The following is a 25,269-nucleotide window of genomic DNA, read 5'->3' as shown; positions in this document are numbered from 1 at the left end:
TTGTATCAGGCGGTCACGCGGACCATGTCCGCCTGCGGGCCCTTCTGACCCTGCGAGATCTCGAACTCGACCCGCTGGCCCTCTTCAAGGGTGCGGTAGCCGTCCATCTGGATCGCGCTGTAGTGGACGAAGACGTCCGCACCACCGTCGACCGCGATGAAGCCGTACCCCTTCTCCGCGTTGAACCACTTGACGGTGCCCTGAGCCATGCCTAACTCCCCTATTACTGGCCCTTGCACAGATCCACACTTCGCGGATCCGGGTCAGACCTCACCCCCCAACGGTTGGGGGCGTGCGCCGGAACGCGTCGACCGCGGCTGAATGTATCTGTCCAACTGCCGTCTGCAACAGGTCAATCGGACGAGAATTCGGGGTCCGACCGGTCGGGAATATACGGAGAATTCACCCGAATTCAGGGCAAGTCGGGCCGGGCAAAGGGAATGAATGGCGCAAAAACCCTGCACACTTTGGCTGCTTCTTGTCGGGCACGCGGCAGGTGATCGCGGATCCGGAAGGGGAGCCCGGGAGCGCCGTTCCCCAACTCTACCGCGCTCAACCATGCAGAATTGCCCCCTCCGTTTCTCTCACGGAGAGGGCAATTCGATGAACTCTCGGTTACCTGCGTTACCGAGGGTAAGGATCCTGCGTTCGAGGGACCGTCAGCCGCCCGCGACCGCGGGGATGATGGAGACGCCCGCGCCGTCCGGGGTGGCGGTCTGAAGGCCCTGCTCGAAGCGGACGTCGTCGTCGTTCACGTAGACGTTGACGAAGCGGCGCAGCTTGCCCTGGTCGTCCAGGACGCGTGCGGCGATGCCGGTGTGGTTCTTCTCCAGATCGGCGATGACCTCGGCGAGGGTCGCGCCCTCGGCGGTGACCTCGGCCCGGCCGCCCGTGTAGGTGCGCAGGATGGTGGGGATGCGGACGTTGACGCTCATGGGGGGATGACCTCCGGTCGGGGTACGGCTGCTGGGTTGTGGCGGGAGGAGGTCAGACGAGACCGGCCTCGCGGAAGGACTCGAGGGTAGGACGGATCGTCACGGTCAGCCCCGTGTCGGCCACCGCGTCCAGCGTCTTCAGACCGTCCCCGGTGTTGAGGACGACCGTCGTCTTCGCCGGGTCGAGGACGCCGTTCTCGATCAGCTTGCGCGTGACACCGACGGTCACGCCGCCCGCCGTCTCGGCGAAGATGCCCTCGGTGCGCGCCAGCAGCTTGATGGCGTCCACGATCTGCTCGTCCGTCACGTCCTCCACGGCGCCGCCCGTGCGGCGGGCGATGTCCAGGACGTACGGGCCGTCGGCCGGGTTGCCGATCGCCAGCGACTTGGCGATGGTGTTCGGCTTCTGCGGCCGCACCACGTCGTGGCCCGCCTTGTACGCCACCGACACCGGCGAGCAGCCCTCGGCCTGCGCACCGAAGATCTTGTACGGCTTGTCCTCGACGAGCCCGAGCTTGATCAGCTCCTGCAGACCCTTGTCGATCTTCGTCAGCTGCGAGCCGGAGGCGATCGGCACCACGATCTGGTCCGGCAGCTCCCAGCCGAGCTGCTCCGCGATCTCGTACGCCAGGGTCTTGGAACCCTCCGCGTAGTACGGCCGCAGGTTGACGTTGACGAAGCCCCAGCCCTCGCCCGCCGGGTCGCCGATCAGCTCGGAGCAGAAGCGGTTCACGTCGTCGTAGTTGCCCTCGATGCCGACGAGCTCGCCGCCGTAGATCGCGGCCATGACGACCTTGCCCTGCTCCAGGTCGTGCGGGATGAACACGCAGGAGCGGAAGCCGGCACGGGCCGCAGCGGCGCCGACCGCGCCCGCGAGGTTACCGGTGGAGGAGCAGGACAGGGTGGTGAAGCCGAAGACGCGCGCCGCCTCGAGTGCCTGGGCGACCACGCGGTCCTTGAAGGAGTGCGTCGGGTTACCGGAGTCGTCCTTCACATACAACCCGCCGGTGACGCCCAGCTCGCGCGCCAGGTTGTCGGCCTTGACGAGCTTGGTCCAGCCCGGGTTGAGGTTCGGCTTGTCGGCGACGTCCGCCGGGACCGGCAGCAGCGGCGCATAGCGCCAGATGTTCGCGGGGCCCGCCTCGATACGCTTCCGCAGCTCCTCGGTGTCGTAGCCGGAGAAGTCGTAGGCGACCTCCAGCGGGCCGAAACACTCCTCACAGGCGAAGACCGGACCGAGCGGCACGCGGTGGCCGCACTCGCGGCAGGACAGGGCCGCGGCGGGGCCGAGGTTCACGGAGTCGGTGGTGCTTGCAACTGTCTGCACAGCCATGTCAGGCGAGGCCCTTTCTCCTCATCTTCCTCACGACGCATCTCGCCGTGAGACGGAATTGGCACCTTCCCTAGCCGGGAGCCCCGCCTGCGAAGACGAGAGCCGACTGGAGGGTTGCCGGGGCTTCACCGGGCCGTGTCCCTCTGCCCCTCTGGATGAGCTGTATGTGGTTGTTTCGCCGACGACGGACCGAGGCGGACCCCGACATGCGATGGTCACCGGCGCTGTTCAAGACTGTAACCGACGGCCGGGAGAGTTGAGATAGTCGTCCGAACCGCGAGATGGATCACAAGAGAGACATTCGACCGTCCCCGACTCACCCCCCACCCCGTACGAACGTGAGGAGCCGCAGACTGTGCTGGAAGAAGTCGAGCGCTGGCTGAGCACCCGCTCCTGGTCCGTCACCGACCGCCCGCTCCACCAGATCATGGCCGCGAAGCGAGCCTCGGGCTCCTCGGTCAGCGTCGTGCTGCCCGCGCTCAACGAGGAGGAGACGGTCGGCGAGATCGTCTCCGTCATCCGCCACGACCTCGTGCGGCAGGTCCCGCTGGTCGACGAGATCGTCGTCGTCGACTCCGGCTCCACCGACCGCACGTCCCAGGTCGCCGCCGCGGCCGGCGCGAGAGTGGTGCACCGCGACACGATCCTGCCGCGCATACCGGCCGTGCCCGGCAAGGGCGAGGTGCTGTGGCGCTCCCTGCTCGTCACCGGCGGGGACATCGTCTGCTTCGTCGACGCGGACCTGAGGGAGTTCTCCTCGGACTTCGTGACCGGGATCGTGGGCCCGCTGCTCACCGACCCGGACGTGGACCTGGTGAAGGCGATGTACGACCGGCCGCTCGGCACTGAGTTCGATTCGCTCGCCTCCGGCAGGACGGCCGGACAGGGCGGCCGCGTCACGGAACTGGTGGCCCGCCCGCTGCTCAACATGCACTGGCCGCAGCTCGCCGGGTTCGTCCAGCCGCTCGGCGGCGAGTACGCGGCCCGCCGTTCCCTGCTGGAACGGCTTCCCTTCCCGGTCGGGTACGGCGTCGAGCTCGGCATGCTGGTGGACGCGCTGCACCTGGTGGGCCTGGACGCGCTGGCCCAGGTCGACGTCGGCGTGCGCAAGCACCGCCACCAGGACGGGCAGGCGCTCGGCCGCATGGCCGCCGCGATCTACCGTACGGCCCAGCTCCGCCTGGCCCGCGGCCATCTGGTCCGCCCGGCCCTCACGCAGTTCGAACGGGGGGCGGACGGCTTCGAGCCCCGGACCTACTGGGTGGACACGGAGGAGAGGCCGCCGATGGCGGAGATCGCGGAGTACATGGAACGAAAGGTGGCCTGAACCGTGTGCAGCCGGACGCCCGGACGTGACGGACACGGCTCCGCATACGGCCGAACCGTACGTTTGAGCGTTTTCGGCGCGGGCTAGGTTTCGTGGCATGGCTTCCACGCAGCATGCGCACGGCGCCCGCATCCTCGTCGCCTCCAACCGCGGCCCCGTCTCGTACGCGCTGGACGACTCCGGGCAGCTCACCGCCAAACGTGGCGGAGGCGGCCTGGTGTCCGGCCTGTCGGCGATCGGCTCCGACGCGGACGCGGTCTGGGTGTGCGCGGCCCTGAACGACGGCGACCGCGAGGCCGTACGCCGCACGGGTGGCGCACTGGATCCGGCCCACACCGGCGGCCGGCGGGTCCGGATGCTCGACATCGACGCGACGGTGTTCTCCGAGGCGTACAACGGCATCGCGAACTCGGTGCTGTGGTTCGTCCACCACATGCTGTACCAGACGCCGCTCGAGCCCGTCTTCGGCAGGGAGTTCCGGCACGCGTGGACGTCGTACGAGGCCTACAACCGCGCGTTCGCCGAGGCGCTGGCCGAGGAGGCGGCCGAGGGGGCGGCGGTCGCGGTGCAGGACTACCACCTGACGCTGGTCCCTGGGATGCTGCGGCAGTTGCGGCCGGACCTGCGGATCGGTCACTTCTCGCACACGCCGTGGGCACCGGTGGACTACTTCCGGATGCTTCCGGACGACATCGCCGGTCAGGTGCTGCGCGGCATGCTGGGCGCCGACCGGCTCGGCTTCCTCACCCAGCGGTGGGCGGACGCCTTCGCCGGGTGCTGCGAGGCGCTCGTCGGCGGGCTGGGGAACACCCGGATCGGCGTGCACGGCCTGGGCGCGGACGCGGACTTCCTGCGCGAGCGGGCGCACCGGCCGGATGTGGACGAACGGATGGCGATCCTGCGGGAGCAGATCGGCACCGGCCCCGACGGCCGCCCCCGCAAGGTGATCGTGCGGGTGGACCGGACGGAGCTGTCCAAGAACATCGTGCGGGGTCTGCTGGCGTACGAGGAGCTGCTGGAGTCCCGTCCGGAGTGGCGCGAACGGGTGGTCCACGTGGCGTTCGCGTACCCGTCCCGCCAGGACCTGGCCGTCTACCGGGAGTACACGGCGGAGGTCCAGCGGGTGGCCGCGGAGATCAACGAAAGGTACGGGACGCCGGGCTGGACCCCGGTCGAGATGCACGTCAAGGACGACTTCGCGCGCTCTCTCGCCGCGTACCGGCTCGCCGACGTGGCCCTGGTGAACCCCATCCGGGACGGCATGAACCTCGTCGCCAAGGAGGTTCCGGTGCTGTCGGACCAGGGGTGCGCGCTGGTGCTGTCGCGGGAGGCAGGGGCGTACGAGGAGCTGGGCGAGGACGCGGTGACGGTCAATCCGTACGACATCCGGGGGACGGCGGAGGCCTTGCACGAGGCGTTGTCGATGCCGGCGGGTGAGCGGGCGGAGCGCTCGAAGCGGCTCGCTGCGCAGGCCACGGCGCTTCCGCCGGCCCGCTGGTTCCTGGATCAGTTGGCTGCGCTGGAGGTTTGAGGGTCTAGTTCCGGGTGCGGGCCGGTGGGTGTTTCCCGCAGGGGCGCGCCTTCGGGCGCGCCTCAGCTCAGCCTTCGTGACAGTGACCGCAGAAGGCGGACGACCCCCTGCGGGCCGTCGACCACCAGGTCCGCCCTCTTCGCGAGTTCCGTGACCTCGTCGCTGCCGCTGCAGACGAGGAGGCCGCAGACGCCGTCGGAGCGGAGTTTGTCCACGGCGGCGAAGGCGGGGAGGTCGCCGAGGTCGTCGCCCGCGTACAGGACCGCTTCGGCGCCGGTCTCCCGGACGTACTCCGACAGGGCCACCCCCTTGTCCATGCCCGGCGGGCGCAGTTCCAGGACCATGCGGCCGGGCTCGACGATCAGGCCGTGGCGGGCGGCGAGGTCGGCGAGGGGTTCACGCAGGGCCTCGAAGGCGGCCTGCGGGTCCTCGGCACGGCGGGTGTGGACGGCGACGGCGCGGCCCTTCTCCTCGATCCAGGTGCCGCGCCAGGCGCCGATCTCGTCGAGGTAGCCGGGGAGTTCGGCGCGGACGGCGGCGACTCCGGGGTGGGGGGCCGGGGCGGTGACGGTGCCGGTTCGGGCGTCCCAGCGTTCGGCGCCGTAGTGGCCGAGGACGACGAGGTGGTCGAGTCCGGGGACGCCCGCGAAGCCGCCGTGGCGGACGGCGACGCCGGCGGGGCGGCCGGTGACGACCGCGACGGAGGCGACCTTCGGGGCGAGGGCCGCGAGGGCGGGGACCGCGTCGGGGTGGGCGCGGGCCTGGTCGGGGTCGGGGACGATCGGGGCGAGCGTCCCGTCGAAGTCGAAGGCGAGGACGGCCCGCTCGGGCCGCGCGAGGATGGCGTCGAGACCGTCACGCCCGGCCGGGGTGGCGGGCGTCGGCAAGGAGTCCGTGTGGCTGCCCATGGGTCCGACCCTATCGGCGCGGGGCCGGGCGCACCCACGGGGTCACGGGGGCGCGCCCGGCGCGTCCCAGGGCCACGCGCTCAGCGTTCCGCGCGGCGTGCCTCGCGGATGCGGCGGAGGCGGTTGACGGTGACCGGGGCGTGGGCCAGGGCCCTGGGGTCGTCGAGGAGGGCGTTGAGCAGCTGGTAGTAGCGGACGGGGGCGAGATGGAGCTGCTCCCGTATGGCCCGCTCCTTGGCCCCCGGCCCGGAGAAACCGCGGCCCTCCAGGGCCAGGATGGCCTTCTCTCTCGGGTTCAGGTCGTCCATGGGGGAACCGTAACCGGTGGGTCCGACACGCTCCCCCGCGTGCCTGCCGTCAGCGGGCCGCGTTGTCCGCTGTGACGGCCGCCCGCTGCAGCTGGCCCAGGATCGCCGCCGGGCTGCCGTCCGGGCCGACCGCCTTGCCTATCTGCTTCTTGATGTCCGCGCTGACGGTCGCCCACGACGTCTTGCCGACCGGGTACAGCTCGGCGCTCGGCAGCTCCTGGAGGAACGGCTCCAGGTCCTGGTCCCTGGACGACTGCGCCATGGCCTCCTGGGCGGAGCTCGTCACGGGCAGCAGGTCGTACTCCCGGGAGAAGGACAGCACGTTCTTCTCGCTGTACACGTAGTCGAGGAACTCACGGATCTGGTCCTTGTGGCCGCCCTGCCGGAACGCCATCATCCAGTCCGCCACGCCCATGGTCGACTTCGCCCGGCCGTTGATCCCGGGCATCGGCACCATGCCGAACCTCACGCCCTTCTCGCGCGCCGCCTTCATCAGGGACGGGTGGCCGTTCAGCATCCCGACCTCGCCACGCGTGAACGCGGCGAAGGCGTCGGCGCGGTTCAGCCTCCCCGGCGCCACCGGGCCCGTCAGCCCCTTGCTCACCAGGTTGTCCTTCAGCCAGGTGAAGGTGGCCACGTTCTGCGTGGAGTCGAGGTCGTAGGAGCCGAAGGCGTCCAGGTAGCCGGCACCGCCGCTGAGCAGCCACTGCATCGTCTCCGCCTGCGCCTCCTCGGGGCCCAGCGGCAGCGCGTAGGGGTACTTCACGCCCTTGGCCCTGAGCAGCTGCGCGTCCGTCGCCAGGTCGCTCCAGCTCTGCGGCGGGGTGGTGATGCCGGCCTCGGAGAACAGCGTCTTGTTGTAGAAGAGGATCCGCGTGGAGGCGGCGAACGGCATGCCGTACTGGGTCCGGTTCACCTTGCCGGCGTCACTCAGCTCAGAGGCGAAGTCCGCCTGGACGGGGATCGAGAGGACGTCCGAGGCCTCGTACAGCTTGCCCGCCGCGGCGTAGTCCGCGTACGCCCCGATCTGCGCCATGTCGGGAGCGTCGCCCCTGGCCACCATCTCCTTGACCTTGCGGTCCACGTCGTTCCACGAGTAGACGCCGACGTCGACCTTGATTCCGGAGTGCTCCGCCTCGAAGTCCTTGACCAGCTGGTCCCAGTACTTCTTGGAGCTGTTCCCCGACGAGTCCCCGTAGTCCGCGGCCACCAGCCGCAGGGTGACGTCCCCGGAACCCACCGCACCCGCGCAGCTCGCCAGGGCTCCGGTCATGCCGAGGGCGGACACCGCCGCGATCAGACCCCTGCCCCATGTCGTCCTGCGCGTTCCGCGTCGCTGCACTGCTCTGGCCCTGCCGTCTCGTCATTCGGAATATCCAAAGGATAAGGTCTACACCACCTGAGTGGACTAGACCTCTTCCGGGTCGAGGGGCGACACTGGTCCCCGTGAGACATGTCATCGCCCTGGATGTGGGCGGCACCGGGATGAAGGCCGCCCTGGTCGGGGCCGGGGGCGAGCTGCTGCACCGGGCGCGCCGGGCCACCGGACGTGAGCGCGGGCCGGACGCCGTGGTGGAGTCGGTTCTCGCCTTCGCCGCCGAGCTGCGCGCGCACGGCGAGCGCCACCTGGGCGAACCCGCGGCCGCCGCGGGCGTCGCCGTCCCCGGGATCGTGGACGCCGAGCGCGGTGTCGCCGCCTACTCGGCCAACCTGGGCTGGCGCGATGTGCCCCTGCGGGATCTGCTCAGCCGCCGCCTCGACGAGGTGCCCGTGGCGCTGGGGCACGACGTGCGCACCGGCGGGCTCGCCGAGGGGCGCCTCGGCGCCGGCCGGGGGACGGACCGGTTCCTGTTCGTGCCGCTCGGCACCGGGATCGCGGGCGCCATCGGCATCGGCGGCCGGATGGAGGCCGGGGCGCACGGTTTCGCGGGCGAGATCGGCCACATCGTCGTACGGCCGCAGGGGAGCCCGTGCCCGTGCGGTCAGCGCGGCTGTCTGGAGCGGTACGCGTCCGCGGCCGCCGTGGGTGAGGCGTGGGCCGAGGCGGCCGGTGCCCCGGAGGCGGACGCCGCCGACTGCGCGAAGGCCGTGGCGTCGGGGGACCCGCGGGCGCGCAAGGTCTGGCAGGACGCCGTGGACGCCCTCGCCGACGGCCTGGTGACGGCGCTCACCCTGCTGGACCCGCGCACCCTGATCATCGGTGGCGGGCTCGCCGAGGCCGGGGAAACGTTGTTCGCACCGCTGCGCGCGGCCGTGCGTCGCCGCGTGACCTTCCAGAAGCTGCCGTCGATCGTCCCCGCGACGCTGGGGGATGCGGCCGGCTGCCTCGGTGCCGGGCTCATGGCCTGGGATCTCCTCGAAACCACTGACCCTGCGGAGGTAACCATCTGATGGCCACTACGAAGGTTCTCGCCGGTGCCCGGGTGGTACTGCCCAGCGGGGTCGTGGACGACGGCCGCCTGGCCGTGGAGGGCACGCGCATCGCCGGGTCCGCCCCCGAGAGCGCCGAGATCATCGACGTAAGCGGCCACTGGCTGGTCCCCGGCTTCGTGGACATCCACAACCACGGCGGCGGCGGTGCGTCCTTCTCCGGCACGGTGGACGACGTCCTGACGGCCCTGCGCACCCACCGGGAGCACGGCACCACCACGCTCGTCGCCTCCACCGTCACCGACGACATGGACGTCCTCGTCCAGCAGGCGGGACTGCTGTCGGAACTGGCCGAGCAGGAGGACATCGCCGGCATCCACTTCGAGGGGCCGTTCATCTCGCCGTGCCGCAAGGGCGCGCACTCGGAGGCGCTGCTGCGCGATCCCGATCCGGCGGAGGTGCGCAAGCTGATCGACGCCGCGCGCGGCCGGGCCGCGATGGTGACGCTCGCCACCGAACTGCCCGGCGGCCTGGACTCCGTACGGCTGCTCGTCGAGCACGGGGTGATCGCGGCGATCGGGCACACGGACGCGACCTACGAGCAGACGGTCCAGGCCATCGACGCGGGCGCCACGGTCGCCACCCACCTGTTCAACGCGATGCCGCAGCTCGGCCACCGCGCCCCCGGCCCCGTCGCCGCCCTGCTGGAGGACGAGCGGATCACGGTGGAGCTGATCGACGACGGCGTCCATCTGCATCCGGCGGCGCTGCGGCTGGCGTTCCGTCAGGCGGGCGCGGCGCGGGTGGCGTTCATCACGGACGCCATGGACGCGGCCGGTATCGGGGACGGGCGGTACATGCTCGGCCCGCTCGAGGTCGAGGTCCGTCAGGGGGTGGCCCGGCTGGTGGAGGGCGGCTCGATCGCGGGCTCGACGCTCACGCTGGACCGCGCGTTCCGCCGGGCGGTGACCGTGGACGGGCTGGCGGTGGAGGACGTCGTCACGGCCATCTCGGCGGGCCCGGCGAAGCTGCTCGGCGTCTACGACCGGGTGGGCTCCCTGGAGCCCGGCAAGGACGCCGACCTGGTGCTGTTGGACGACGACTTCCGCCTCAAGGGCGTGATGCGCCGCGGGCAGTGGGTGGTCGATCCCCAACTGGGGTGATTGATCCGTTTGTTGGCGTGCGGCGGTCGGCCCCGGGGACTGGGCCGACCGCCGACTCTTTTGGCATGATCGAGCCTCCGCAACCGCCGACGGCAGGCGCACTGACGAATCCGGGCCCCGGACCGCGCCGGCACGACTCTCGAGGGAGGTCCCGACGTGATCCTGACGGTCACGCTGAACACCGCTCTCGACATCACCTATCGCGTACGGGAGCTGAGGCCGCACACCTCGCACCGGGTGACCGAGGTGACCGAACGGCCCGGCGGAAAAGGCCTGAACGTCGCCCGGGTGCTCGCCGCGCTCGGACACCAGGTGACCGCCACGGGCTTCGCGGGCGGCGCCACGGGCCGCACCCTCAAGGAGCAACTGACCCGCACGCACGGTCTCGTGGACGCGCTGGTCCCGGTCGCGGGTGCCACCCGGCGCACCATCGCGGTGGTCGACCAGTCCACCGGCGACACCACCCAGCTCAACGAACCCGGCCCGGTGATAACGCCCGCCGAGTGGTCGGCCTTCCTTCAGGCGTACGACGACCTGGTGCGCTCGGCCGCCGCGGTGGCCCTGTGCGGCAGCCTGCCGCCCGGCGTGCCCGTGGGGGCGTACGCCCACCTGGTGCGCACCGCACGGGCGGCGGGCGTCCCGGTGCTGCTCGACACCAGTGGGGAGCCGCTGCGCCGCGGGGTCGCCGCCCGCCCGGACATCGTCAAGCCGAACGCCGACGAACTGGCCGAACTGACCGGCTCCCACGAGCCGTTGCAGGCCACCCGGGACGCCCGTCGGCGCGGCGCACACACGGTGGTCGCCTCACTGGGCGCGGAGGGCCTGCTCGCCGTCAACACGGAAGGCCGCTGGCGGGCCGCCCCGCCGCGCCGCCTGACGGGCAACCCGACGGGTGCGGGCGACTCGGCGGTCGCGGGCCTGCTGTCGGGCCTGGTGGACCACCTGCCGTGGCCGGCCCGCCTGGCCCGGGCGGCGGCCCTCTCGGCGGCGACGGTGCTCGCCCCGGCAGCGGGCGAGTTCGACCGGCGCACCTACGAGGAGCTGCTGGACCAGGTTGCGGTGACGGGCGAGGTCACGGCGGCGTAGCCGTAGAGCCCTTCTGAGGGCCCTACTTCGACCAGCCCTTCGTCAGCCACAGCTGGTCGAGGTAGGCGTTGCACTGGTTCCCCTGCTCGCAGGAGATCCGGATCGTGTTGGTGCCCTTGTTGAGCTGGATGTAGTTGTACGTCTTCGTCCAGCCCTTCTCCCAGTCGCCCTGGGGCGCATTGGCCCAGTTCTTCAGGGACATGGGGGTGGTCTGCGCCGTGCCGTCGACCGTGAGGGTGGCGGTGGCGTCGACGCCGGGCACGCCGTAGCCGGTGTGCAGCGTGTACTTGCCGGTCGAGGGGACGTCCACGGTCCAGGTCACGGCGGCGCCCACGTTGTTGAAGTTGCCGACGTAGACACCGCCGTCGGCCTGGGCGCCCTTGACGTCGGACGCGGTCGTGGCGCCACCCTCCAGGTGCAGTGCCTTCGCGTCGATCGTCGGCAGCTTGCCCTCGTCCGTGGACTGCTGGGTGGCGGACTGGCTCGGGGACGCGCTCTGCGCGGTCGACGGGCTGGAGGCCGCCTGGCCGCCCTTCTTCCCGTCGTTCGAGTCGCCGGTGATCATGGCGACGCCGATGCCGATGACGACCGCCGCGACCACCGCGACGGCACCGATCAACAGGCCCTTGGTGTTGGGGCCCCGGCCGCGGCCGGGGCCGGGCGGCGGGGCCGTGGGGGTCTGACGGGTCGTCTGGGCACCGCCCGGCACCGTTTCCGGCGCCGCGTAGTGCGCGTTCGGGCGGCCGTACGCCTGCTGCTGGGGGACCTGGCCGTAGGCGGCCGTCTGGGCCTGCGGCTGGCCGTACTGGCGTTGACCGACCGTGCGCACTCTGTTGACGGAGCCCGGGTAGCCGTAGCCGCCGGAGGGCGGCTGGGCGCCGTTGGCCTGACCGTCGGCGTAGAGGTAGCCGAACGGGTCGTCGTCCTCGGGCGTGCTCGCGCCGTTGTTGCCGGGCGTCATCCCTAGGTCTCCTCAACAGGTGCGGGTCCAGATGCGTACGTGGCTGAATGGCGAGCCTACCCGGTCCCCGGACCGGACACGGCTGTTGTTCCCATCACCCATGGGTTGACCTGCGGTTTATCCCGCACGCCTGTGCTGTTTGGGACGCGACCGTTTCTCTACGTACATCCGCTCGTCAGCCGATTTCAGCACTTCGTCCGCCGTCATGCCGCAGTGTGCCCAGCCGATGCCGAAGCTCGCGCCGACCCGCATGGCGCGGCCGTCGACCCGGATCGGCTGGATGATCTCGTTGCGCAGACGGACGGCGAGGTCCTGGGCGTCGGCCTTGCCGAGCCCGTCGGCCAGCACGACGAACTCGTCACCGCCGAGCCGGGCCACCGTGTCCCCGTCCCGCACCCCGCGGCTGAGCCGCCGGGCGACCTCGATGAGGACGGCGTCGCCCGCGTTGTGCCCGAACCGGTCGTTGATGGACTTGAAGCCGTCGAGGTCGCAGAAGAGCACCGCGAGGCCCTTGGTGCCGTCGTCGCTGCCGCCGTCCGGGGCGACGGTGTGCACATGGTGGTCGAAGGCGTCGTACGGCCCCGGCCCGGCGTGGAAGTCGAAGGCGTGGCCGCCGCCGTCGTGGGCGGCCGGGTGGTCGCTGCGGAACCCGTCGCCGTACGCGGCGTCCAGGGAGTCCGCCGCGCTCGGCGGCAGCGACTGCGGGCGCCGGCACAGGCGGGCGGACAGACGGGCGCGCAGTTCCGCGGAGTTGGGCAGGCCGGTGAGCGAGTCGTGCGAGGCGCGGTGGGCGAGCTGCAGCTCGCGGCGCTTGCGCTCCTCGATGTCCTCGACGTGGGTGAGCAGGAAGCGGGGCCCGTCGGCGGCGTCGGCGACGACGGAGTTGCGCAGGGACACCCACACATAGGTGCCGTCCCGGCGCCCGAGCCGCAGTTCGGCCCGCCCGCCCTCGGCGGAGGTGCGCAGCAGGGTGCCGATGTCCTCGGGGTGGACGAGGTCGGAGAACGAGTAGCGGCGCATCGCGGAGGCGGGCCGGCCGAGCAGGCGGCACAGCGCGTCGTTGGTGCGCAGGATCCGGCCGTGCTGGTCGCCGCCCATCTCGGCGATGGCCATGCCGGAGGGGGCGTACTCGAACGCCTGGCGGAAGGACTCCTCGCTGGCGCGCAGGGCCTGCTGCTCCCGCTCCAGGCGGACCAGGGCCCGCTGCATGTTGGCCCGCAGCCGGGCGTTGCTGATGGCGATGGCGGCGTGGAAGGCGTACATCTGGAGCGCCTCGCGCCCCCAGGCGCCGGGTCGCCGCCCGTTGCGCGGCCGGTCCACGGAGATGACGCCGAGGAGTTCGCCGCAGGAGCTGCCCTGGGCACCCGGCGTGTACATGGGCGCGAAGAGACGGTCGGAGGGGTGCCACTCGTCCTCGAAGCGGGGCTCGGGACCGTCGGTGTACCACTGCGGCACGTCGTCCTCGTCGAGGATCCAGCCCTCCGTGTGGGGTATGAACCGCAGGGTGCCCCAGGCCTCACCCATGCTGAGGCGCCTCTCCCAGGAGGCGCGGGAGCCGACGCGGCCGGTGATCAGCGCCTCCGCTGCCGAGTTCCCGGCGAGCGCGGCGACGACGAGGTCACCGTCCGGGCGTACGAGGTTGACGGCGGCCAGCTCGTAGCCGAGACCGTTCACGATGCCGTCGGCCACAGTCTGCAGCGTGTCCGCCAGGCTGCGGGCGGTGTTCATGTCCGCCATCACCTGGTGCAGCTGCCTCAGGGTCGCAAGGCGGACGTACGGCTCCGACTCGGTCTCCATTCGCCCTCCCCTCGAGATCTCGCAGCAGCTCCAGGGACGCGTCGGCGTACTACCGTTCTCCCGGTCTTCCGCGGCACGCTACTCGGCGTACTCCACGGGTAGCGTCGTGCAGCGCCTCCGCCACTGAATCACAGCGCGCTGCCCACTAGGTACACAGGGTCAACAAAATACGCTTCCTGTGACTCAAGTCACAGCCAAAGATGAACAATTAAGGAGAGGTTCCGCATTTTCCCTGTGTTCCGCGGAATGCTTCCGGACTCGATGCGGGCCCTGTGTGCGGACCTTGTGATCCTACGACGTCCGCCGCTGGTCCTAGGCCGCGATTCGGACCCGGGCCCGATGCGGGCGGCCGTGAGCGGGGACTAGCGTTTTGACGTGCTCAAGACTTCCGCTGTCCCGTCCGTGTCCGCCGTGCCGCCCTCCTCCGGGCATCCTGAGGGGGTGAGCAACGACGAGTTCCGCGCTGCCATGTCCCGGCTGGCGGCGGGCGTGGTCCTGGTGACCTCGCACGAGCCGGCGCTGGACCCCGAGGGGCCGAAGGCCGAGGACGTCGGCATGACGGCGACCGCCTTCATGTCGGTGTCCCTGGACCCGCCCCTGGTGCTGGTGAGCCTGCGCGAGGGCGCCCGCATGGACGACCTGCTCGCCGAGCAGCCGCTGTGGGCGGTCTCCGTCCTCTCGGAGAGCCAGCGGCACATCGCGGGACGCTTCGCGATGAAGGGCCGCGTCAGCGACCGCCTGCTGTTCGAGGACATCCCGTACACCCGCGGCGAGGTCTCCGGCGCACCGCTGGTCGGCGGCGCACTGGCGACCCTGGAGTGCCGCACGGAACAGCGGGTGCAGGCGGGCGATCACACACTGGTGATCGGCAGGGTGCTCACGGCCCGGGTGCCGAGCGCGGAGGGCGGACCGCTGATGTATTTCCGGGGGCGGTACCGGCACTTGGGGTAAGAGCTCCGAGCGCAATGGAGTCCGATCAGCTCGCGGCGTCCGGTCCGAGCCGCCGGCCCGGCTGTCCGCCTACGTCCAGTCACGAGCGGATCGGCCGCGTTTCGTCTCCGAGCGCTGCTTCTTCTCCCGCAGTCGCCGCTCGTTGATCCCCCGGGGGATCCGGGTCGGCCTGCGGGGCTTGGGCGGGGGCGCGGTCGCCTCCGCGAGCAGCGCCGCCAGGCGTACCGCGGCGGCCTCGCGGTTGCGCCACTGGGAGCGGTGCTCGGAGGAGCGGACACTGACGACCCCGTTCACCAGGCGGGGCGCCAGGCGCTCGAGGGCGCGCTCCTTCCACACCCGGGGAAGGGCCTCGGTGTTCGCCAGGTCGAAGCGCAGCTCGACCTGCGAGTCGCTGGTGTTGACGTGCTGTCCGCCGGGCCCCGACGACCGCGAGAAACGCCACATCAGCTCGGCCTCGGGGAGCGAGACGGAGCCGCGAACGACGTAAGGACCGGACATGCCGTCCATGTTCCCCGCTCCGCCCGGTCCGCGTCATCCCGATTTCCGGCGTCAGGTAAAAAAGGTAAAGGAACCCGGAACCGCGAGTACCCCCCTTGGCGTTGCTAGAGGTGGCGGTAGCTTCATCCGCACACGCAACGAGGGAAGGGACTCCCAACAATGGCTGTAAGCCTGTCCAAGGGTGGCAACGTCTCGCTCACCAAGGAGGCTCCGGGCCTGACCGCCGTCACCGTGGGCCTCGGCTGGGACGTCCGCACCACCACCGGCACGGACTTCGACCTGGACGCGTCCGCGATCGCGGTCAACGCCCAGGGGAAGGTCTACTCGGACCAGCACTTCGTCTTCTTCAACAACAAGCAGACCCCGGACAACTCGATCGTCCACACGGGTGACAACCGCACGGGCGAGGGCGCGGGCGACGACGAGGCGATCAACGTCAACCTGGCGGCGCTCCCGGCCGACATCGACAAGATCGTCTTCCCGGTCTCCATCTACGACGCGGAGTCCCGCTCGCAGAACTTCGGCCAGGTGCGCAACGCCTACATCCGCATCGTCAACCAGGCCGGCGGCCAGGAGATCGCCCGCTACGACCTGTCGGAGGACGCGGCCACGGAGACGGCCATGGTCTTCGGCGAGCTGTACCGCAATGGCGCGGAGTGGAAGTTCCGCGCGGTCGGCCAGGGCTACGCGTCGGGCCTGGTGGGCATCGCCCAGGACTTCGGCGTCAACGTCTGACGGAGCCCCCTGTCTCCGCACCGGAGTCCCGGTCCGGGAGGCCGGGACTCCGGCGTGGTCCCCGGCCTCCCACGACCCGTGCGGGACCCGTCCGCGATACGTTGCCCGAGTGATCCTCGAGCCCCTCTCCCCCGCCCCCGACCACGACATTCCGGGTGAGCTGCTGACCGAACTCACCGCGCTCTACGCCTCCAACCGGGAGTTCCACGCCCTGAGCGGCGACTTCCCCGACCCGGACGACATCCGCCCGGAGCAGGTGGCGGCCGCGCTGGCCGACGAGTTGGCGCACCCCGATGTGGAGGTCCTGCTCGCCCGCAGTTTCGGGCGGCTCGTCGGAATCGTCGTCACTCTGGCCCACCACCCCGACCCGGCCGACCCGGACCCGTGGATCGGCCTGCTGATGGTGGACGCGGCGATGCAGCGGCACGGGCACGGGCGACTGCTGGCGTCCCTGGTCGAGGACCGCTTCCGCGCCGCGGGCCGCACCGCCGCACGCCTGGCCGTGCTGGAGAACAACCCCGCGGCCCTCGCCTTCTGGACGGCGCTCGGCTACGAGGTCGTCGACCGCCGCCCGGACCGTGACCGGGGCCGCCCGTGCGCCGTGCTGCGCAAGGCCCTGTGACACCATCGCCCCCGTGCTCGACATCGGCTACGCCCTCTCCAACCGCTTCCCCGACCCCCCGCAGACCGACTACCGCCGCGCGGACGTCCACGCCCTGCGGCACGACCTGTTCTGCGGCGACGTCTATCTCGCCGACACCGAGGCGGACCGGGAGCTGTCCACAGCCTGGGGATGGGTGCCGGTGCTCGACTTCGCGTGGGCGCTGTGCGACATCGTCGAGCGGCTCGACCGGGACCCGCTCGGCAGCCGTGCCGCCCGGCCGCAGCGCGCGGAGCTGGACTTCACCGAGTCGACCGACCGCCTGCTCTTCGAGCGCCGTTTCGGCTGGGTGGACATCGAGGCGGAGTGGCTGCCGCCGGCCGAGCCCCCGCTGACGTTCCCCTACACGGAACTGCGCCGCGAGGCCCGGGACTTCCTTCAGGACCTGCTCGCCGACCTGACCGACCTGCACGAGGACCTCGGCGAGAACCCGGCGATCTGGACACTGCAGGCCCGATTCCCCCGGGTCGCCTGACGGAGGAGTCGCAGGCCGGGGCCATTGTCAGTGGCGGGGTGCAGCATGGGGGCATGGTGCGGAAGGCGCAGGTGGTGAGGGCGGCGCGGCGGCCTCAGGTGCGGCTGCCCGAGCTGGTGGCGTGGACGGACGGGGAGGTGGCGCCGGACGGGGACTACGACGGGTTGGAGTTCCGGGACGCGGATCTCGCGGGGCAGGACGGCGGGGGCGCCCGGTTCATGGACTGCGCGCTGACGGGGTGCGCACTGGACGGTACGGGGCTCAACCACGCTCGCGTGCTGGACTCGGTCCTCACGGGCATACGGGGCGTGGGCACGGACCTCGCGGAGGCGACCCTGCGCGATGTGGAGCTGGTGGACGCCCGGCTCGGCGGGACGCAGCTGCACGGGGCGGTGCTGGAGCGGGTACTGGTGCGCGGCGGCAAGATCGACTACCTGAACCTGCGCAAGGCGCGGCTGAAGGACGTCGTCTTCGAGGGCTGTGTCCTCATCGAGCCGGACTTCGGGGGCGCCCGGCTGGAGCGGGTGGAGTTCGTGGACTGCGTGCTGAAGGGAGCCGACCTGACGGCGGCGACCCTGGTCGACGTGGACCTGCGCCGCGCGGCGGAGCTGGATGTCGCCCGCGGGGTGGACCGCCTGTCCGGCGCGGCGATCAGCCACGCGCAGCTGCTGGATCTCGCGCCGGTGCTGGCGGCGGCGATGGGGCTGCGGGTCGCGGAGGCGGACTGACGGCGGACGGGCCCGGGCGGCGACGTACGACGTGGCTCGTCTCGCCATGGCGGTCGCGTGGGTGGACCATGGAGGGGGGAGCGACGAAGGAGGCCCGCCATGAAGTCATCCGGAGCCTCGGATTACGACACCTGGCTCTACTCGCACACCCCGTCGCAGGCGGAGGGCGAGCGCGACGAGCCGGGCGAGCGCAGCACCATGGAGCAGCACCCGGACGTACCGCGCACGGAGCCGTCCCAGGCGGAGGGCGAGCGGTCGGACGAGCAGGGGCCGAAACGCCTCTGACCACGGGTGATCCGAAGATCGGCGGTGGCCTTCGGTGCCGTATGTCGCTGTCAGCGCGCTCAGCCATCCGGGCCTGCTGCGGGACAAGAACGAGGACAGTCTCGTCGCCGGGCCGTGGACGCTGTGCGCCACCGTCACCGAGAACCCGCAGACGCTGGTGTTCCCCCTGGGGACGCCCCTGGTGGTCGCCGTGGCCGACGGCCTCGGCGGGCACCCCGGGGGTGAGGTGGCGAGCGCGCTCGTGGCACGGCGGTTCGCGGCCCTCGGGCCGGCGCTGGGCAGTGAGGACGCCCTCCGGGGCGCCGTGGACTCCAGCAACCGTGCCGTCTACACGGCCGCCGAGGGCGGCGAGGACGAGGGCCGCGGCCTCGCGATGATGGGCACCACCGTCGCGGGTGCCGTCATGCTGCCCAAGGAACTGCTGGTCTTCAACGTGGGGGACAGCAGGGTCTTCGCCGCGTCCCCGGACGGACTGCGGCAGGTGAGCGTGGACGACAGCCCCCCACCGGCTCCGGGGCAGCGCACCACCTCGCTGGTCACGCAGTGCCTCGGCGGCTCTCCGCACTACCGTGCCGTCGTGGCGCATGTGACGGCGACGCCGTTGTCACCGGGCGACCGCTATCTCGTCTGCACGGACGGCCTCACGGATCCGGTGCCACAGGACACGATCGACGCGGTGCTGCGGGAGCACGACGACGCACGGGCCGCCTTCGAACTGTGGAAGGCAGCCATCAGCGCGGGCGGTCCCGACAACATCACCCTCGCGGTCGTCCGCGTCGCCGACGACTAGAGGGGGCGGGCTCTCCTACCCCCTGCTAGAGGGGGCGGGCTCCTACCCCCTGCGCGCCGCGGACCGCCCCAGTTCCGCCAGCGGCCCGTCGGTCAGCCGGTACACCGTCCACTCGTCCTGCGGTCGGGCGCCCAGAGCCTCGTAGAAGTCGATCGACGGGCGGTTCCAGTTCAGCACCGACCACTCCAGGCGCTCGTAGCCGCGCTCCACGCAGATGCGGGCCAGTTCCCTCAGCAGCGCCTTGCCGTGGCCGGCGCCGCGGGCCTCCGGGCGGACGTACAGGTCCTCCAGGTAGATGCCGTGCACGCCCCGCCAGGTGGAGAAGTTCAGGAACCACAGCGCGAACCCGACCACCTCTCCCCCGTCGTCCTCCGCGACATGCGCGAAGGCCGCCGGCCGGGCGCCGAACAGCGCCTCGCTCAGTTGCTCCTGCGTGGCCCGCGCTTCCTCGGCCGCCTTCTCGTAGGCGGCGAGTTCACGGATCAGGGTGTGGATGACGGGGATGTCGTCGGGAGTCGCGGTGCGGATCATGCGGGCAGTCAAACACAGGTGGGGCCGGGCCCACCAAGGCCCGGCCCCACCCCGCCGTCACCTGCGGCTCAGCGCAGGCGCCGTACGTCGATCGCCCAGATGCCGCGTCCGTGGGTGGCCGCGTAGAGCCGTCCGTCGGGGCCCGTGCGGAGCTGCATGACCGCCGTCGTGGGCAGGTTGGTGCCCGCCACCTTCCAGCTGGACGCACCCGCCGGGCGGACCAGGACGCCGAGGTCGGTGCCGATCGCCACGGTCCCGTTCTTCAGCAGCACGACCGTGTTGGCCGGCACGTCCGGCAGGTTCCCGGAGATGTCCTTCCAGGTCGCGCCGCCGTCCCGGGTCTCGAACAGGTGCCCGACACCGGCGCCCGGCCCCTCGGTCCACTTCCGGGAGAAGCCGTTGACCGCGAGGAGGACGTGGCTGGAGTCCGCCGGGTCGATCGCGAGGCCCGCGAGGTAGCGGTTGGGGACCGTCCCGTCGACCGGCAGGTTCAGCTGGTGCCAGCCGGTGCCGTCCGCGTTGCCGACCGCGATGCCCCGGGTGAAGCCCTTGTTGTTGCAGGGGCCGCACCAGGCGGCGTACACCTTGCCGCCGGATGAGGCGACAGCGGTCGCGGTGTGGCCCGCACCGAGGTCGAACGCGTTCAGCCACTCGCTGCCGCTGCGGATCGCCCACCCCTTGGTGTTGATCCACACGTGCCGGCCGCCCGCGACCCAGGTGTTCGCGTCCTTGATGTCGGAGTTCAGCGGGGCGATGAAGCGCGCCTCACTGGTCGCGTTGTCCGGCGGGGCCACGGAGTAGGTGGTCGCCTTCGACGGGTCGGCGACCCAGCTGCCGTCATTGACGGCGCAGTTCTGCGTGACCGCGACCGCCAGGTACACGTACTCGGAGGCGACGTTGCACCCGTTGGCCGGGTCGACGATCGTGTCGCCGCCGTCGCCGCCGAAGTTGGAGCCCATCACGCGGTCGCCGGCGCGCAGGATCGACTGCCCGTTGTCCTGCAGACCGCCGCTGACCGCGAGCCCGCGCGCGGCCTGGTCGATGCCCACGCCGACCGAGTAGTACTGCAGCGCGTCCATCGTGCCGTCGTTCAGGGACGTCCAGTCGGTGGCGTGGCCCGAGGCGTTCGCCGAGCCGTTCAGCGGCCTGCGGAACGCGCCGCCGTCGTCACCGACCACCAGGTACGGCGCACCGCCGTTGCTGCCGATCGCCACCGAGTGCTGGTCGGCGTGCACGGTGGAGGGGCAGTCACCGCTCTGCTTGGCGGGGTCGATGGACCAGCAGGGGAAGCCGAAGTTCCAGTACGGCCCGGGCACGGTCCAGCTCTTGCCGCCGTCCTTGGTCTCGAAGACCTCCTCCAGACCCGCGTAGACGTGGTCGGGGTTCTTCGGGTCGACGGTGAGGAACTGGTCGTACCAGGACTGGATGCCCGGCTGGTACCCGGCGCCGGTGAGCGCCGAACCGGAGTCGCGCAGCTGCTTGTAGTCGGCGATCTTCGTCCACGGCCCGGCCGGAGAGCCGGACTTGGAGACGAAGATGCCGGCGAGCCCGCTGTCCGGGTTGGAGTTGGTCATCGCCGGCGACTGGTCGATCGCGTAGTAGCGGGAGCCGTCGGCGCTGCGGGCGAAGGTCACGTTGCCCACGTCGCCGCTGTCGCTCGGCAGGTCCCCGAGCCCGGTCAGCCGCTGCCAGCCACCGGGGCCCTTGGCGTAGAAGCCGTTGTAGGTGTCGCCGCCGCGCCAGCCGACCGCGAGGACGACCTTGCTCGGGTCCTTGGGGTCGATGGCGATGTCACTGGTGATGTTCTTGTACGCCGCGTCGGGGTCGCTCGCCTTGGAACCGCCCGGCAGGTAGTCGGGGTTGGGGGCGAACTCCAGCTTCCAGGGGCCCTTCAGGTACTTCGTGGAGTGGCTCCACACGCCGCGCGTGGTCGCCGCCCACACCTTGTCCCCGCCGAACCTCAGCGCGTTGATCGAGGTGGACTCCAGCTCGTCCCCGCCGACCCGGTCACGGGTGCTGAACTTCCCGTCGCGCGGGTCGTCGAGCACGTAGACACCCGTGCCGAGGAACGAGGTCGCGCTGGTGTTGGCCTCACCGGTCGCGTACCACAGCCGTCCGCGGCCGTCGAGCTGGAGGTCGCCGGTGGAGAGGGCGGGCAGGCCGTCGGAGATGTTCTGCCAGTGCCCGCCGCCCGTGCGGGAGCGGAAGACACCGCCGTTGGCCGAACCGGCGTACACATAACCGTGGTTGTCGGCCGCGAGCCCGGTCACGCGCCCCGTGACCCGCCCGGCGCCGCCGCTGGAGTTGGAGTTGACGTCCCGGTAGCGCGGGTCGTCGGAGTCGTACGGCAGCCGCGTCAGCTCGCTCCACTTGCTGTGCGTGTGCCGCAGACCGCTGAGTTCGTCGTACGCGGCCCCGTAGGCGCCCGGCGCCACGATGCCCGGCGAGGTGCGGGCCTCCGCGTACTGGTCCGCCTGCTCGGCGATGTTCCCGGCCTCGTCCTCGTCGCCCCCGGGATCCCCGGGGTCCTCCGTCTTCGCGAACGGCGACAGGCCCTTGTGCTGGTTCACAAGGGCCTGTTTCCGAAGTGCCCGCACCCCGAAGGGGTCCGTATGGGTACCCGATGCCGCCTGGGCCTGTGTGACCGTCAGACCCAGCGCGGCGGACACGGCGAACACCGCCGCCCATGCCCGTCTTCTGCGCAACCCGTCGCCTGCCATGAAAAAGGTGCCCTCCCCTAAGAGCCGTGGCGTACATGACACAAGCTGCCCACAGCTTTGGGGAGACGGGAGTTGAGGGAGAAGCGCTTACGGGCAATCAGAGCGTAAAGATTTGCCGGATGCGTCAGTGGCGTCCGGCGACCCGGTCGGCCAGTTGTGCCAGCCGTGACGACTCGATGCCGGGCGCCGTCCGTTCATGCCGGTCCGCCGTGCGGTACGTGGCGTACAGGCCGTGCACGCCCAGCCAGCGCAGCGGTTCCGGCTCCCATTTGCGCACCCGGTGGTTCACCCACGGCAGCGCCGTCAGCTCCGTCGGGCCCGCCTGACCCGAGTCCTGCTGGACGAGGTCGCGGAGCGTGCGGGCGGCGAGGTTGGTGGTGGCGACGCCCGAGCCGACGTAGCCGCCCGCCCAGCCGAGGCCTGTGGAGCGGTCCAGGGTGACCGTGGCGCACCAGTCGCGCGGCACACCCAGCACCCCCGACCAGGCGTGGGTCACCCTGATCCCGGCCAGCGACGGGAAGAAGCGGACCAGGATGTCGTACAGCGCCTCGACGGTGGCGGGCTGGGTGCGGCCGTCGTTGTCCGTGCGGGAGCCGAAGCGGTACGGGACACCGCGGCCGCCGAGCGCGATCCTGCCGTCGGCGGTGCGCTGGGCGTACATGTACGCGTGCGCCATGTCGCCCAGCGTCTCGCGCCCCTCCCAGCCGATCCGCTCCCACTGCGCTTCGGTGAGCGGCTCGGTAGCGATCATGGAGGAGTTCATCGGGAGCCAGGTGCGCCGCTGCCCCTTCAGGGAGGCGGTGAAGCCCTCGGTGCAGCGCAGGACGTAGGGGGCGCGGACCGTGCCGTAGGGCGTCACCGCGTGCTTCGGACGGATCTCGGTGACCGGGGTGTGTTCGTGGATCGTCACGCCGAGGGCCTCGACGGCCGCCGCGAGGCCCTTGACCAGCTTCACCGGGTGCAGCCGCGCCCCGTGCGGGGTCCAGGTCGAGCCGACCGCGTCCGCGACCCGGATCCGCTCGGCGGTCTGCCGGGCGCCGTACAGCTCGCGGTCCTTCTCGCCGTACGCCAGCTCCTGCTCGTGGAACGCCTTGAGCCGGGCCAGCTGCGCGGGCGTGTACGCCACCTCCAGAACGCCGCCGGCGTGCACGTCCGCGTCGATGCCCTCCTCCTCGGTGACGCGGACGACCTCGGCGACCGTGTCGTTCATCGCCCTCTGCAGGCGGACGGCGGCCTCGTGGCCGTGCAGCTTCGCGTACCGGTCGCGGCCCGCGATGCCGTTGTAGAGCCAGCCGCCGTTGCGACCGGAGGCGCCGTAGCCGCAGAACCTCTGCTCCAGAACCATGATCCGCAGGAAGGGCGCCGCCTTCTTCAGGTAGTAGGCGGTCCACAGACCGGTGTAGCCACCGCCGACGATCACCACATCGGCGGACGCGTCCCCGGCGAGGGGTTCCCGGGGCTCGGGGAGGCCGTCGTCGGCGTACCAGAAGGAGACGCCGCCGTTGACGACGCCATTCACCGCACTGTTCATGCGCGGGACGTTAACTCCTGAGAGCGACCAGTGTCTCCTTCGGATTCCATGGTTTTCCGCAGCCGCGGGTCAGCGGATAGCAGGCCAGACCGATCAGCACCGAGATGAAATGCCCGAAATCCGTGAAGGTGGGGGTCGCGGTCAGGGGGAGGGCGTACACCAGGAGGACGACGGTCAGATACGCGTAGCTCCAGGGCGGCGCGAGCCGGTAGGTGAGCACGCCGACCACCCCGGCCAGCGCGTAACTGACCCCGAAGTCGAGCGTGTTGACCGCCGAGTGCGGGGCCATCCCGTCCTTTATCGCCTGCAGCAGCGCGCCCTCGCTGACGAGCGTGGCGAGCACGTGTGCGGCGGCGCACACGGTCAGCCAGCGGGCGGTGCCCAGCCAGCGCTCCGCCTGCGCGTGGAAGACCGTGTAGAGCGCGGCGTACGGCAGCCAGTGCCCGCCGTCGATCCACATCGCGGAGGTGATGAACACGCGCAGCGGGTCCTGGGACAGCTGGTGGATGTTGGTGGACCGATGCCGCAGGAAGCGCTCCTCGAAGTGCGGCGACATGTGGTGCAGCGCGATGGTGGTGAAGAACAGGACCAGCAGCCACACGTACGTCCCCGGGGCGCTGCGTATGTAGGCCACCGCTGCCCCGAGGCCGCGCCGAAACCGCCTGACCCCGTCCACACAGGCCAGTATGGTCGGGAAGGTGATCGAGGTGCCTGGCGAGCTGGTCGCTTCTCAGGAGAAATTCAACCGGGAGGCGGGACGCGCGTTCGTCGCGGAGCTGCCCCGGCGGGCGGAGGAGTTCCTCGGGCGGTGGGGACTGCGGGTGGACGGGCCCGCGATGTGCGGGGTGTGCGCGCTGGTGCTTCCGGTGTTGCGGGCGGAAGCGACGCCGGCCGTGCTCAAGCTCCAGTTCCTGGACGAGGAGACCGTGGGCGAGCCCCTGGCCCTGCGGGCGTGGGACGGGGAGGGGGCCGTGCGTCTGCTGGAGTACGACGCCGCCACGGGCACCCTGCTGCTGGAGCGCCTGGACGCCTCGCGCACGCTCACCCAAGTGCCGGACACACGCGAGGCGGTCCTCGTCGTCGCCGGGCTGCTGGCCCGCCTGACCGCCGTCCCGGCCCCGGAGGGGCTCCGCCGGCTCGGCGACATCGCGCGGGCGATGCTGGAGCAGGCGCCCAGGGTGCTGGAGCGGATACCGGACCCGGCGGACCGTCGCCTGGTCGCGGACTGCGCGGCCGCCCTGCGTGAGGTCGTGTCCGAGCCGGGCGACCGCCTGCTGCACTGGGATCTGCACTACGACAACGTCCTGGCCGCCGACCGCGCCCCCTGGCTGGCCATCGACCCCAAGCCGCTCGCCGGCGACCCCGGCTTCGACCTGCTCCCCGCGATCCGCAACCGCTACGAGCCCGCGGAGACCCGGTGGCGCTTCGAGGCCCTGACGGCCGCGCTGGGCCTGGACCGGGAGCGGGCGCGGGCCTGGACGCTGGGCCGGGTGCTGCAGAACAGCCTGTGGGACATCAAGGACGGCAGGCCGCTGGAGACCCTCCAGTTGGAGATCGCCCGCACGCTGCGCGGCTGAACCTCCGCGCGAGAACAGGGCGGGCCGAGACACGCCCCCGTATGGCCGATCCGGCATTCACCGGCTTA

Annotated in this window: 26 protein-coding genes and 1 riboswitch; of the genes, 13 read left to right on the top strand and 13 right to left on the bottom strand. The window is 71.3% G+C overall.

Features of this window, described 5'->3' with window-relative positions:
* Positions 1–5: 5 nt before the first annotated feature.
* The 3 genes from ACFYZE_RS31380 to thrC form a co-directional block, all read right to left on the bottom strand.
* Positions 6–209: a cold-shock protein gene (locus ACFYZE_RS31380; protein ID WP_004986573.1), complete on the bottom strand. Its 204-nt coding sequence runs from the start codon at positions 207–209 to the stop codon at positions 6–8.
* Between the two features lie 450 nt (positions 210–659).
* Entirely contained in the window at positions 660–935 is a 276-nt protein-coding gene (locus tag ACFYZE_RS31375; protein ID WP_389001487.1) for a MoaD/ThiS family protein, read from the bottom strand.
* A 52-nt stretch (positions 936–987) separates the two neighbouring features.
* A complete protein-coding gene (thrC, locus tag ACFYZE_RS31370; protein WP_389001484.1) occupies positions 988–2,268 on the bottom strand; it encodes a threonine synthase in 1,281 nt (426 codons plus the stop codon).
* Positions 2,269–2,286: 18 nt separating this feature from the next.
* Positions 2,287–2,430, bottom strand: a riboswitch (SAM riboswitch).
* A 193-nt stretch (positions 2,431–2,623) separates the two neighbouring features.
* On the opposite strand from thrC, the gene ACFYZE_RS31365 reads away from it, so the two are divergent.
* Both ACFYZE_RS31365 and ACFYZE_RS31360 read left to right on the top strand, forming a co-directional pair.
* The gene (locus tag ACFYZE_RS31365; protein WP_389001482.1) at positions 2,624–3,595 is read left to right on the top strand and encodes a glucosyl-3-phosphoglycerate synthase; all 972 of its coding nucleotides are present in this window, start codon (positions 2,624–2,626) and stop codon (positions 3,593–3,595) included.
* A gap of 97 nt (positions 3,596–3,692) precedes the next feature.
* Positions 3,693–5,126: a trehalose-6-phosphate synthase gene (locus tag ACFYZE_RS31360; protein WP_389001479.1), complete on the top strand. Its 1,434-nt coding sequence runs from the start codon at positions 3,693–3,695 to the stop codon at positions 5,124–5,126.
* Between the two features lie 62 nt (positions 5,127–5,188).
* Here the strand turns inward: ACFYZE_RS31360 and otsB are convergent, their stop codons facing one another.
* From otsB to ACFYZE_RS31345, 3 genes are all read right to left on the bottom strand, one after another.
* Positions 5,189–6,034, bottom strand: coding sequence for a trehalose-phosphatase (gene otsB / locus ACFYZE_RS31355; protein ID WP_389001477.1), 846 nt, complete (start codon positions 6,032–6,034; stop codon positions 5,189–5,191).
* A gap of 80 nt (positions 6,035–6,114) precedes the next feature.
* Positions 6,115–6,342: a DUF3263 domain-containing protein gene (locus tag ACFYZE_RS31350; protein WP_103839790.1), complete on the bottom strand. Its 228-nt coding sequence runs from the start codon at positions 6,340–6,342 to the stop codon at positions 6,115–6,117.
* Positions 6,343–6,391: 49 nt separating this feature from the next.
* Positions 6,392–7,615 carry an extracellular solute-binding protein gene (locus tag ACFYZE_RS31345; RefSeq protein WP_389001643.1) on the bottom strand — a complete coding sequence of 408 codons (1,224 nt, stop codon included), beginning with the start codon at positions 7,613–7,615 and terminating at the stop codon, positions 6,392–6,394.
* Positions 7,616–7,788: 173 nt separating this feature from the next.
* Between ACFYZE_RS31345 and ACFYZE_RS31340 the strand changes: the two genes are divergently transcribed.
* The 3 genes from ACFYZE_RS31340 (at position 7,789) to ACFYZE_RS31330 (ending at position 10,961) form a co-directional block, all read left to right on the top strand.
* Entirely contained in the window at positions 7,789–8,733 is a 945-nt protein-coding gene (locus ACFYZE_RS31340) for an ROK family protein (RefSeq protein ID WP_389001474.1), read from the top strand.
* Positions 8,733–9,875, top strand: coding sequence for an N-acetylglucosamine-6-phosphate deacetylase (gene nagA, locus ACFYZE_RS31335; protein WP_389001471.1), 1,143 nt, complete (start codon positions 8,733–8,735; stop codon positions 9,873–9,875). Before ACFYZE_RS31340 ends, nagA begins: the two co-directional genes overlap by 1 nt.
* 156 nt (positions 9,876–10,031) lie before the next feature.
* Positions 10,032–10,961: a 1-phosphofructokinase family hexose kinase gene (locus ACFYZE_RS31330; protein ID WP_389001468.1), complete on the top strand. Its 930-nt coding sequence runs from the start codon at positions 10,032–10,034 to the stop codon at positions 10,959–10,961.
* Between the two features lie 22 nt (positions 10,962–10,983).
* On the opposite strand, the gene ACFYZE_RS31325 is transcribed toward ACFYZE_RS31330, so the two are convergent.
* Positions 10,984–11,922 carry a CBM35 domain-containing protein gene (locus ACFYZE_RS31325; protein WP_389001465.1) on the bottom strand — a complete coding sequence of 313 codons (939 nt, stop codon included), beginning with the start codon at positions 11,920–11,922 and terminating at the stop codon, positions 10,984–10,986.
* Between the two features lie 117 nt (positions 11,923–12,039).
* Entirely contained in the window at positions 12,040–13,719 is a 1,680-nt protein-coding gene (gene cdgB / locus ACFYZE_RS31320; protein ID WP_389001462.1) for a diguanylate cyclase CdgB, read from the bottom strand.
* Positions 13,720–14,094: 375 nt separating this feature from the next.
* On the opposite strand from cdgB, the gene ACFYZE_RS31315 reads away from it, so the two are divergent.
* A complete protein-coding gene (locus ACFYZE_RS31315; RefSeq protein WP_389001460.1) occupies positions 14,095–14,670 on the top strand; it encodes a flavin reductase family protein in 576 nt (191 codons plus the stop codon).
* A gap of 69 nt (positions 14,671–14,739) precedes the next feature.
* Here the strand turns inward: ACFYZE_RS31315 and arfB are convergent, their stop codons facing one another.
* Positions 14,740–15,177, bottom strand: a complete 438-nt coding sequence (gene arfB, locus ACFYZE_RS31310; protein ID WP_103839797.1) for an alternative ribosome rescue aminoacyl-tRNA hydrolase ArfB — start codon at positions 15,175–15,177, stop codon at positions 14,740–14,742.
* A 150-nt stretch (positions 15,178–15,327) separates the two neighbouring features.
* Between arfB and ACFYZE_RS31305 the strand changes: the two genes are divergently transcribed.
* The 6 genes from ACFYZE_RS31305 to ACFYZE_RS31280 all read left to right on the top strand — a co-directional run bounded on the left by ACFYZE_RS31305 (position 15,328) and on the right by ACFYZE_RS31280 (position 18,842).
* The gene (locus ACFYZE_RS31305; RefSeq protein WP_103839798.1) at positions 15,328–15,903 is read left to right on the top strand and encodes a TerD family protein; all 576 of its coding nucleotides are present in this window, start codon (positions 15,328–15,330) and stop codon (positions 15,901–15,903) included.
* A 109-nt stretch (positions 15,904–16,012) separates the two neighbouring features.
* Positions 16,013–16,525: a GNAT family N-acetyltransferase gene (locus tag ACFYZE_RS31300; RefSeq protein WP_389001457.1), complete on the top strand. Its 513-nt coding sequence runs from the start codon at positions 16,013–16,015 to the stop codon at positions 16,523–16,525.
* A 13-nt stretch (positions 16,526–16,538) separates the two neighbouring features.
* Positions 16,539–17,039, top strand: a complete 501-nt coding sequence (locus ACFYZE_RS31295) for a hypothetical protein (protein ID WP_389001455.1) — start codon at positions 16,539–16,541, stop codon at positions 17,037–17,039.
* A gap of 53 nt (positions 17,040–17,092) precedes the next feature.
* Entirely contained in the window at positions 17,093–17,767 is a 675-nt protein-coding gene (locus tag ACFYZE_RS31290; RefSeq protein WP_389001454.1) for a pentapeptide repeat-containing protein, read from the top strand.
* A gap of 99 nt (positions 17,768–17,866) precedes the next feature.
* Positions 17,867–18,052: a hypothetical protein gene (locus ACFYZE_RS31285; protein WP_389001451.1), complete on the top strand. Its 186-nt coding sequence runs from the start codon at positions 17,867–17,869 to the stop codon at positions 18,050–18,052.
* A gap of 34 nt (positions 18,053–18,086) precedes the next feature.
* On the top strand, positions 18,087–18,842 hold the full coding sequence (locus ACFYZE_RS31280; RefSeq protein WP_389001448.1) for a PP2C family protein-serine/threonine phosphatase: 756 nt from the start codon (positions 18,087–18,089) through the stop codon (positions 18,840–18,842).
* A gap of 42 nt (positions 18,843–18,884) precedes the next feature.
* Here the strand turns inward: ACFYZE_RS31280 and ACFYZE_RS31275 are convergent, their stop codons facing one another.
* The 4 genes from ACFYZE_RS31275 to ACFYZE_RS31260 form a co-directional block, all read right to left on the bottom strand.
* On the bottom strand, positions 18,885–19,373 hold the full coding sequence (locus ACFYZE_RS31275; protein WP_389001445.1) for a GNAT family N-acetyltransferase: 489 nt from the start codon (positions 19,371–19,373) through the stop codon (positions 18,885–18,887).
* A 68-nt stretch (positions 19,374–19,441) separates the two neighbouring features.
* Positions 19,442–22,093: a glycosyl hydrolase gene (locus ACFYZE_RS31270; RefSeq protein ID WP_389001442.1), complete on the bottom strand. Its 2,652-nt coding sequence runs from the start codon at positions 22,091–22,093 to the stop codon at positions 19,442–19,444.
* Between the two features lie 124 nt (positions 22,094–22,217).
* Positions 22,218–23,624: an NAD(P)/FAD-dependent oxidoreductase gene (locus ACFYZE_RS31265; RefSeq protein ID WP_389001439.1), complete on the bottom strand. Its 1,407-nt coding sequence runs from the start codon at positions 23,622–23,624 to the stop codon at positions 22,218–22,220.
* Between the two features lie 10 nt (positions 23,625–23,634).
* Positions 23,635–24,258 (bottom strand): rhomboid-like protein, encoded by a 624-nt coding sequence (locus ACFYZE_RS31260; RefSeq protein WP_389001436.1) that lies wholly within the window; start codon positions 24,256–24,258, stop codon positions 23,635–23,637.
* A gap of 52 nt (positions 24,259–24,310) precedes the next feature.
* Here ACFYZE_RS31260 and ACFYZE_RS31255 point away from each other — a divergent pair, with 52 nt between their 5' ends.
* Positions 24,311–25,201 (top strand): aminoglycoside phosphotransferase family protein, encoded by an 891-nt coding sequence (locus ACFYZE_RS31255; RefSeq protein ID WP_389001434.1) that lies wholly within the window; start codon positions 24,311–24,313, stop codon positions 25,199–25,201.
* Positions 25,202–25,269: the final 68 nt, after the last annotated feature.

Source organism: Streptomyces sp. NPDC001796 (genome assembly GCF_042892355.1).
In the GTDB taxonomy this organism is placed as follows: domain Bacteria; phylum Actinomycetota; class Actinomycetes; order Streptomycetales; family Streptomycetaceae; genus Streptomyces.
The sequence above is the reverse complement of the archived record's forward strand: the minus strand, read 5'-3'. Positions and strand labels throughout refer to the sequence as shown.

Excerpts from the sequence above, each read along its gene's own strand:
- ACFYZE_RS31350 (WP_103839790.1), bottom strand. The coding sequence starts at position 6,342 with ATGGACGACCTGAACCCGAGAGAGAAGGCCATCCTGGCCCTGGAGGGC.
- thrC (WP_389001484.1), bottom strand. The coding sequence starts at position 2,268 with ATGGCTGTGCAGACAGTTGCAAGCACCACCGACTCCGTGAACCTCGGC.
- ACFYZE_RS31270 (WP_389001442.1), bottom strand. The coding sequence starts at position 22,093 with ATGGCAGGCGACGGGTTGCGCAGAAGACGGGCATGGGCGGCGGTGTTC.
- ACFYZE_RS31265 (WP_389001439.1), bottom strand. The coding sequence starts at position 23,624 with ATGAACAGTGCGGTGAATGGCGTCGTCAACGGCGGCGTCTCCTTCTGG.
- ACFYZE_RS31305 (WP_103839798.1), top strand. The coding sequence starts at position 15,328 with ATGGCTGTAAGCCTGTCCAAGGGTGGCAACGTCTCGCTCACCAAGGAG.
- cdgB (WP_389001462.1), bottom strand. The coding sequence starts at position 13,719 with ATGGAGACCGAGTCGGAGCCGTACGTCCGCCTTGCGACCCTGAGGCAG.
- ACFYZE_RS31325 (WP_389001465.1), bottom strand. The coding sequence starts at position 11,922 with ATGACGCCCGGCAACAACGGCGCGAGCACGCCCGAGGACGACGACCCG.
- ACFYZE_RS31285 (WP_389001451.1), top strand. The coding sequence starts at position 17,867 with ATGAAGTCATCCGGAGCCTCGGATTACGACACCTGGCTCTACTCGCAC.
- ACFYZE_RS31375 (WP_389001487.1), bottom strand. The coding sequence starts at position 935 with ATGAGCGTCAACGTCCGCATCCCCACCATCCTGCGCACCTACACGGGC.
- otsB (WP_389001477.1), bottom strand. The coding sequence starts at position 6,034 with ATGGGCAGCCACACGGACTCCTTGCCGACGCCCGCCACCCCGGCCGGG.
- ACFYZE_RS31360 (WP_389001479.1), top strand. The coding sequence starts at position 3,693 with ATGGCTTCCACGCAGCATGCGCACGGCGCCCGCATCCTCGTCGCCTCC.
- ACFYZE_RS31255 (WP_389001434.1), top strand. The coding sequence starts at position 24,311 with ATGGTCGGGAAGGTGATCGAGGTGCCTGGCGAGCTGGTCGCTTCTCAG.
- ACFYZE_RS31275 (WP_389001445.1), bottom strand. The coding sequence starts at position 19,373 with ATGATCCGCACCGCGACTCCCGACGACATCCCCGTCATCCACACCCTG.
- ACFYZE_RS31345 (WP_389001643.1), bottom strand. The coding sequence starts at position 7,615 with ATGACCGGAGCCCTGGCGAGCTGCGCGGGTGCGGTGGGTTCCGGGGAC.
- nagA (WP_389001471.1), top strand. The coding sequence starts at position 8,733 with ATGGCCACTACGAAGGTTCTCGCCGGTGCCCGGGTGGTACTGCCCAGC.
- arfB (WP_103839797.1), bottom strand. The coding sequence starts at position 15,177 with ATGGACGGCATGTCCGGTCCTTACGTCGTTCGCGGCTCCGTCTCGCTC.
- ACFYZE_RS31380 (WP_004986573.1), bottom strand. The coding sequence starts at position 209 with ATGGCTCAGGGCACCGTCAAGTGGTTCAACGCGGAGAAGGGGTACGGC.
- ACFYZE_RS31290 (WP_389001454.1), top strand. The coding sequence starts at position 17,093 with ATGGTGCGGAAGGCGCAGGTGGTGAGGGCGGCGCGGCGGCCTCAGGTG.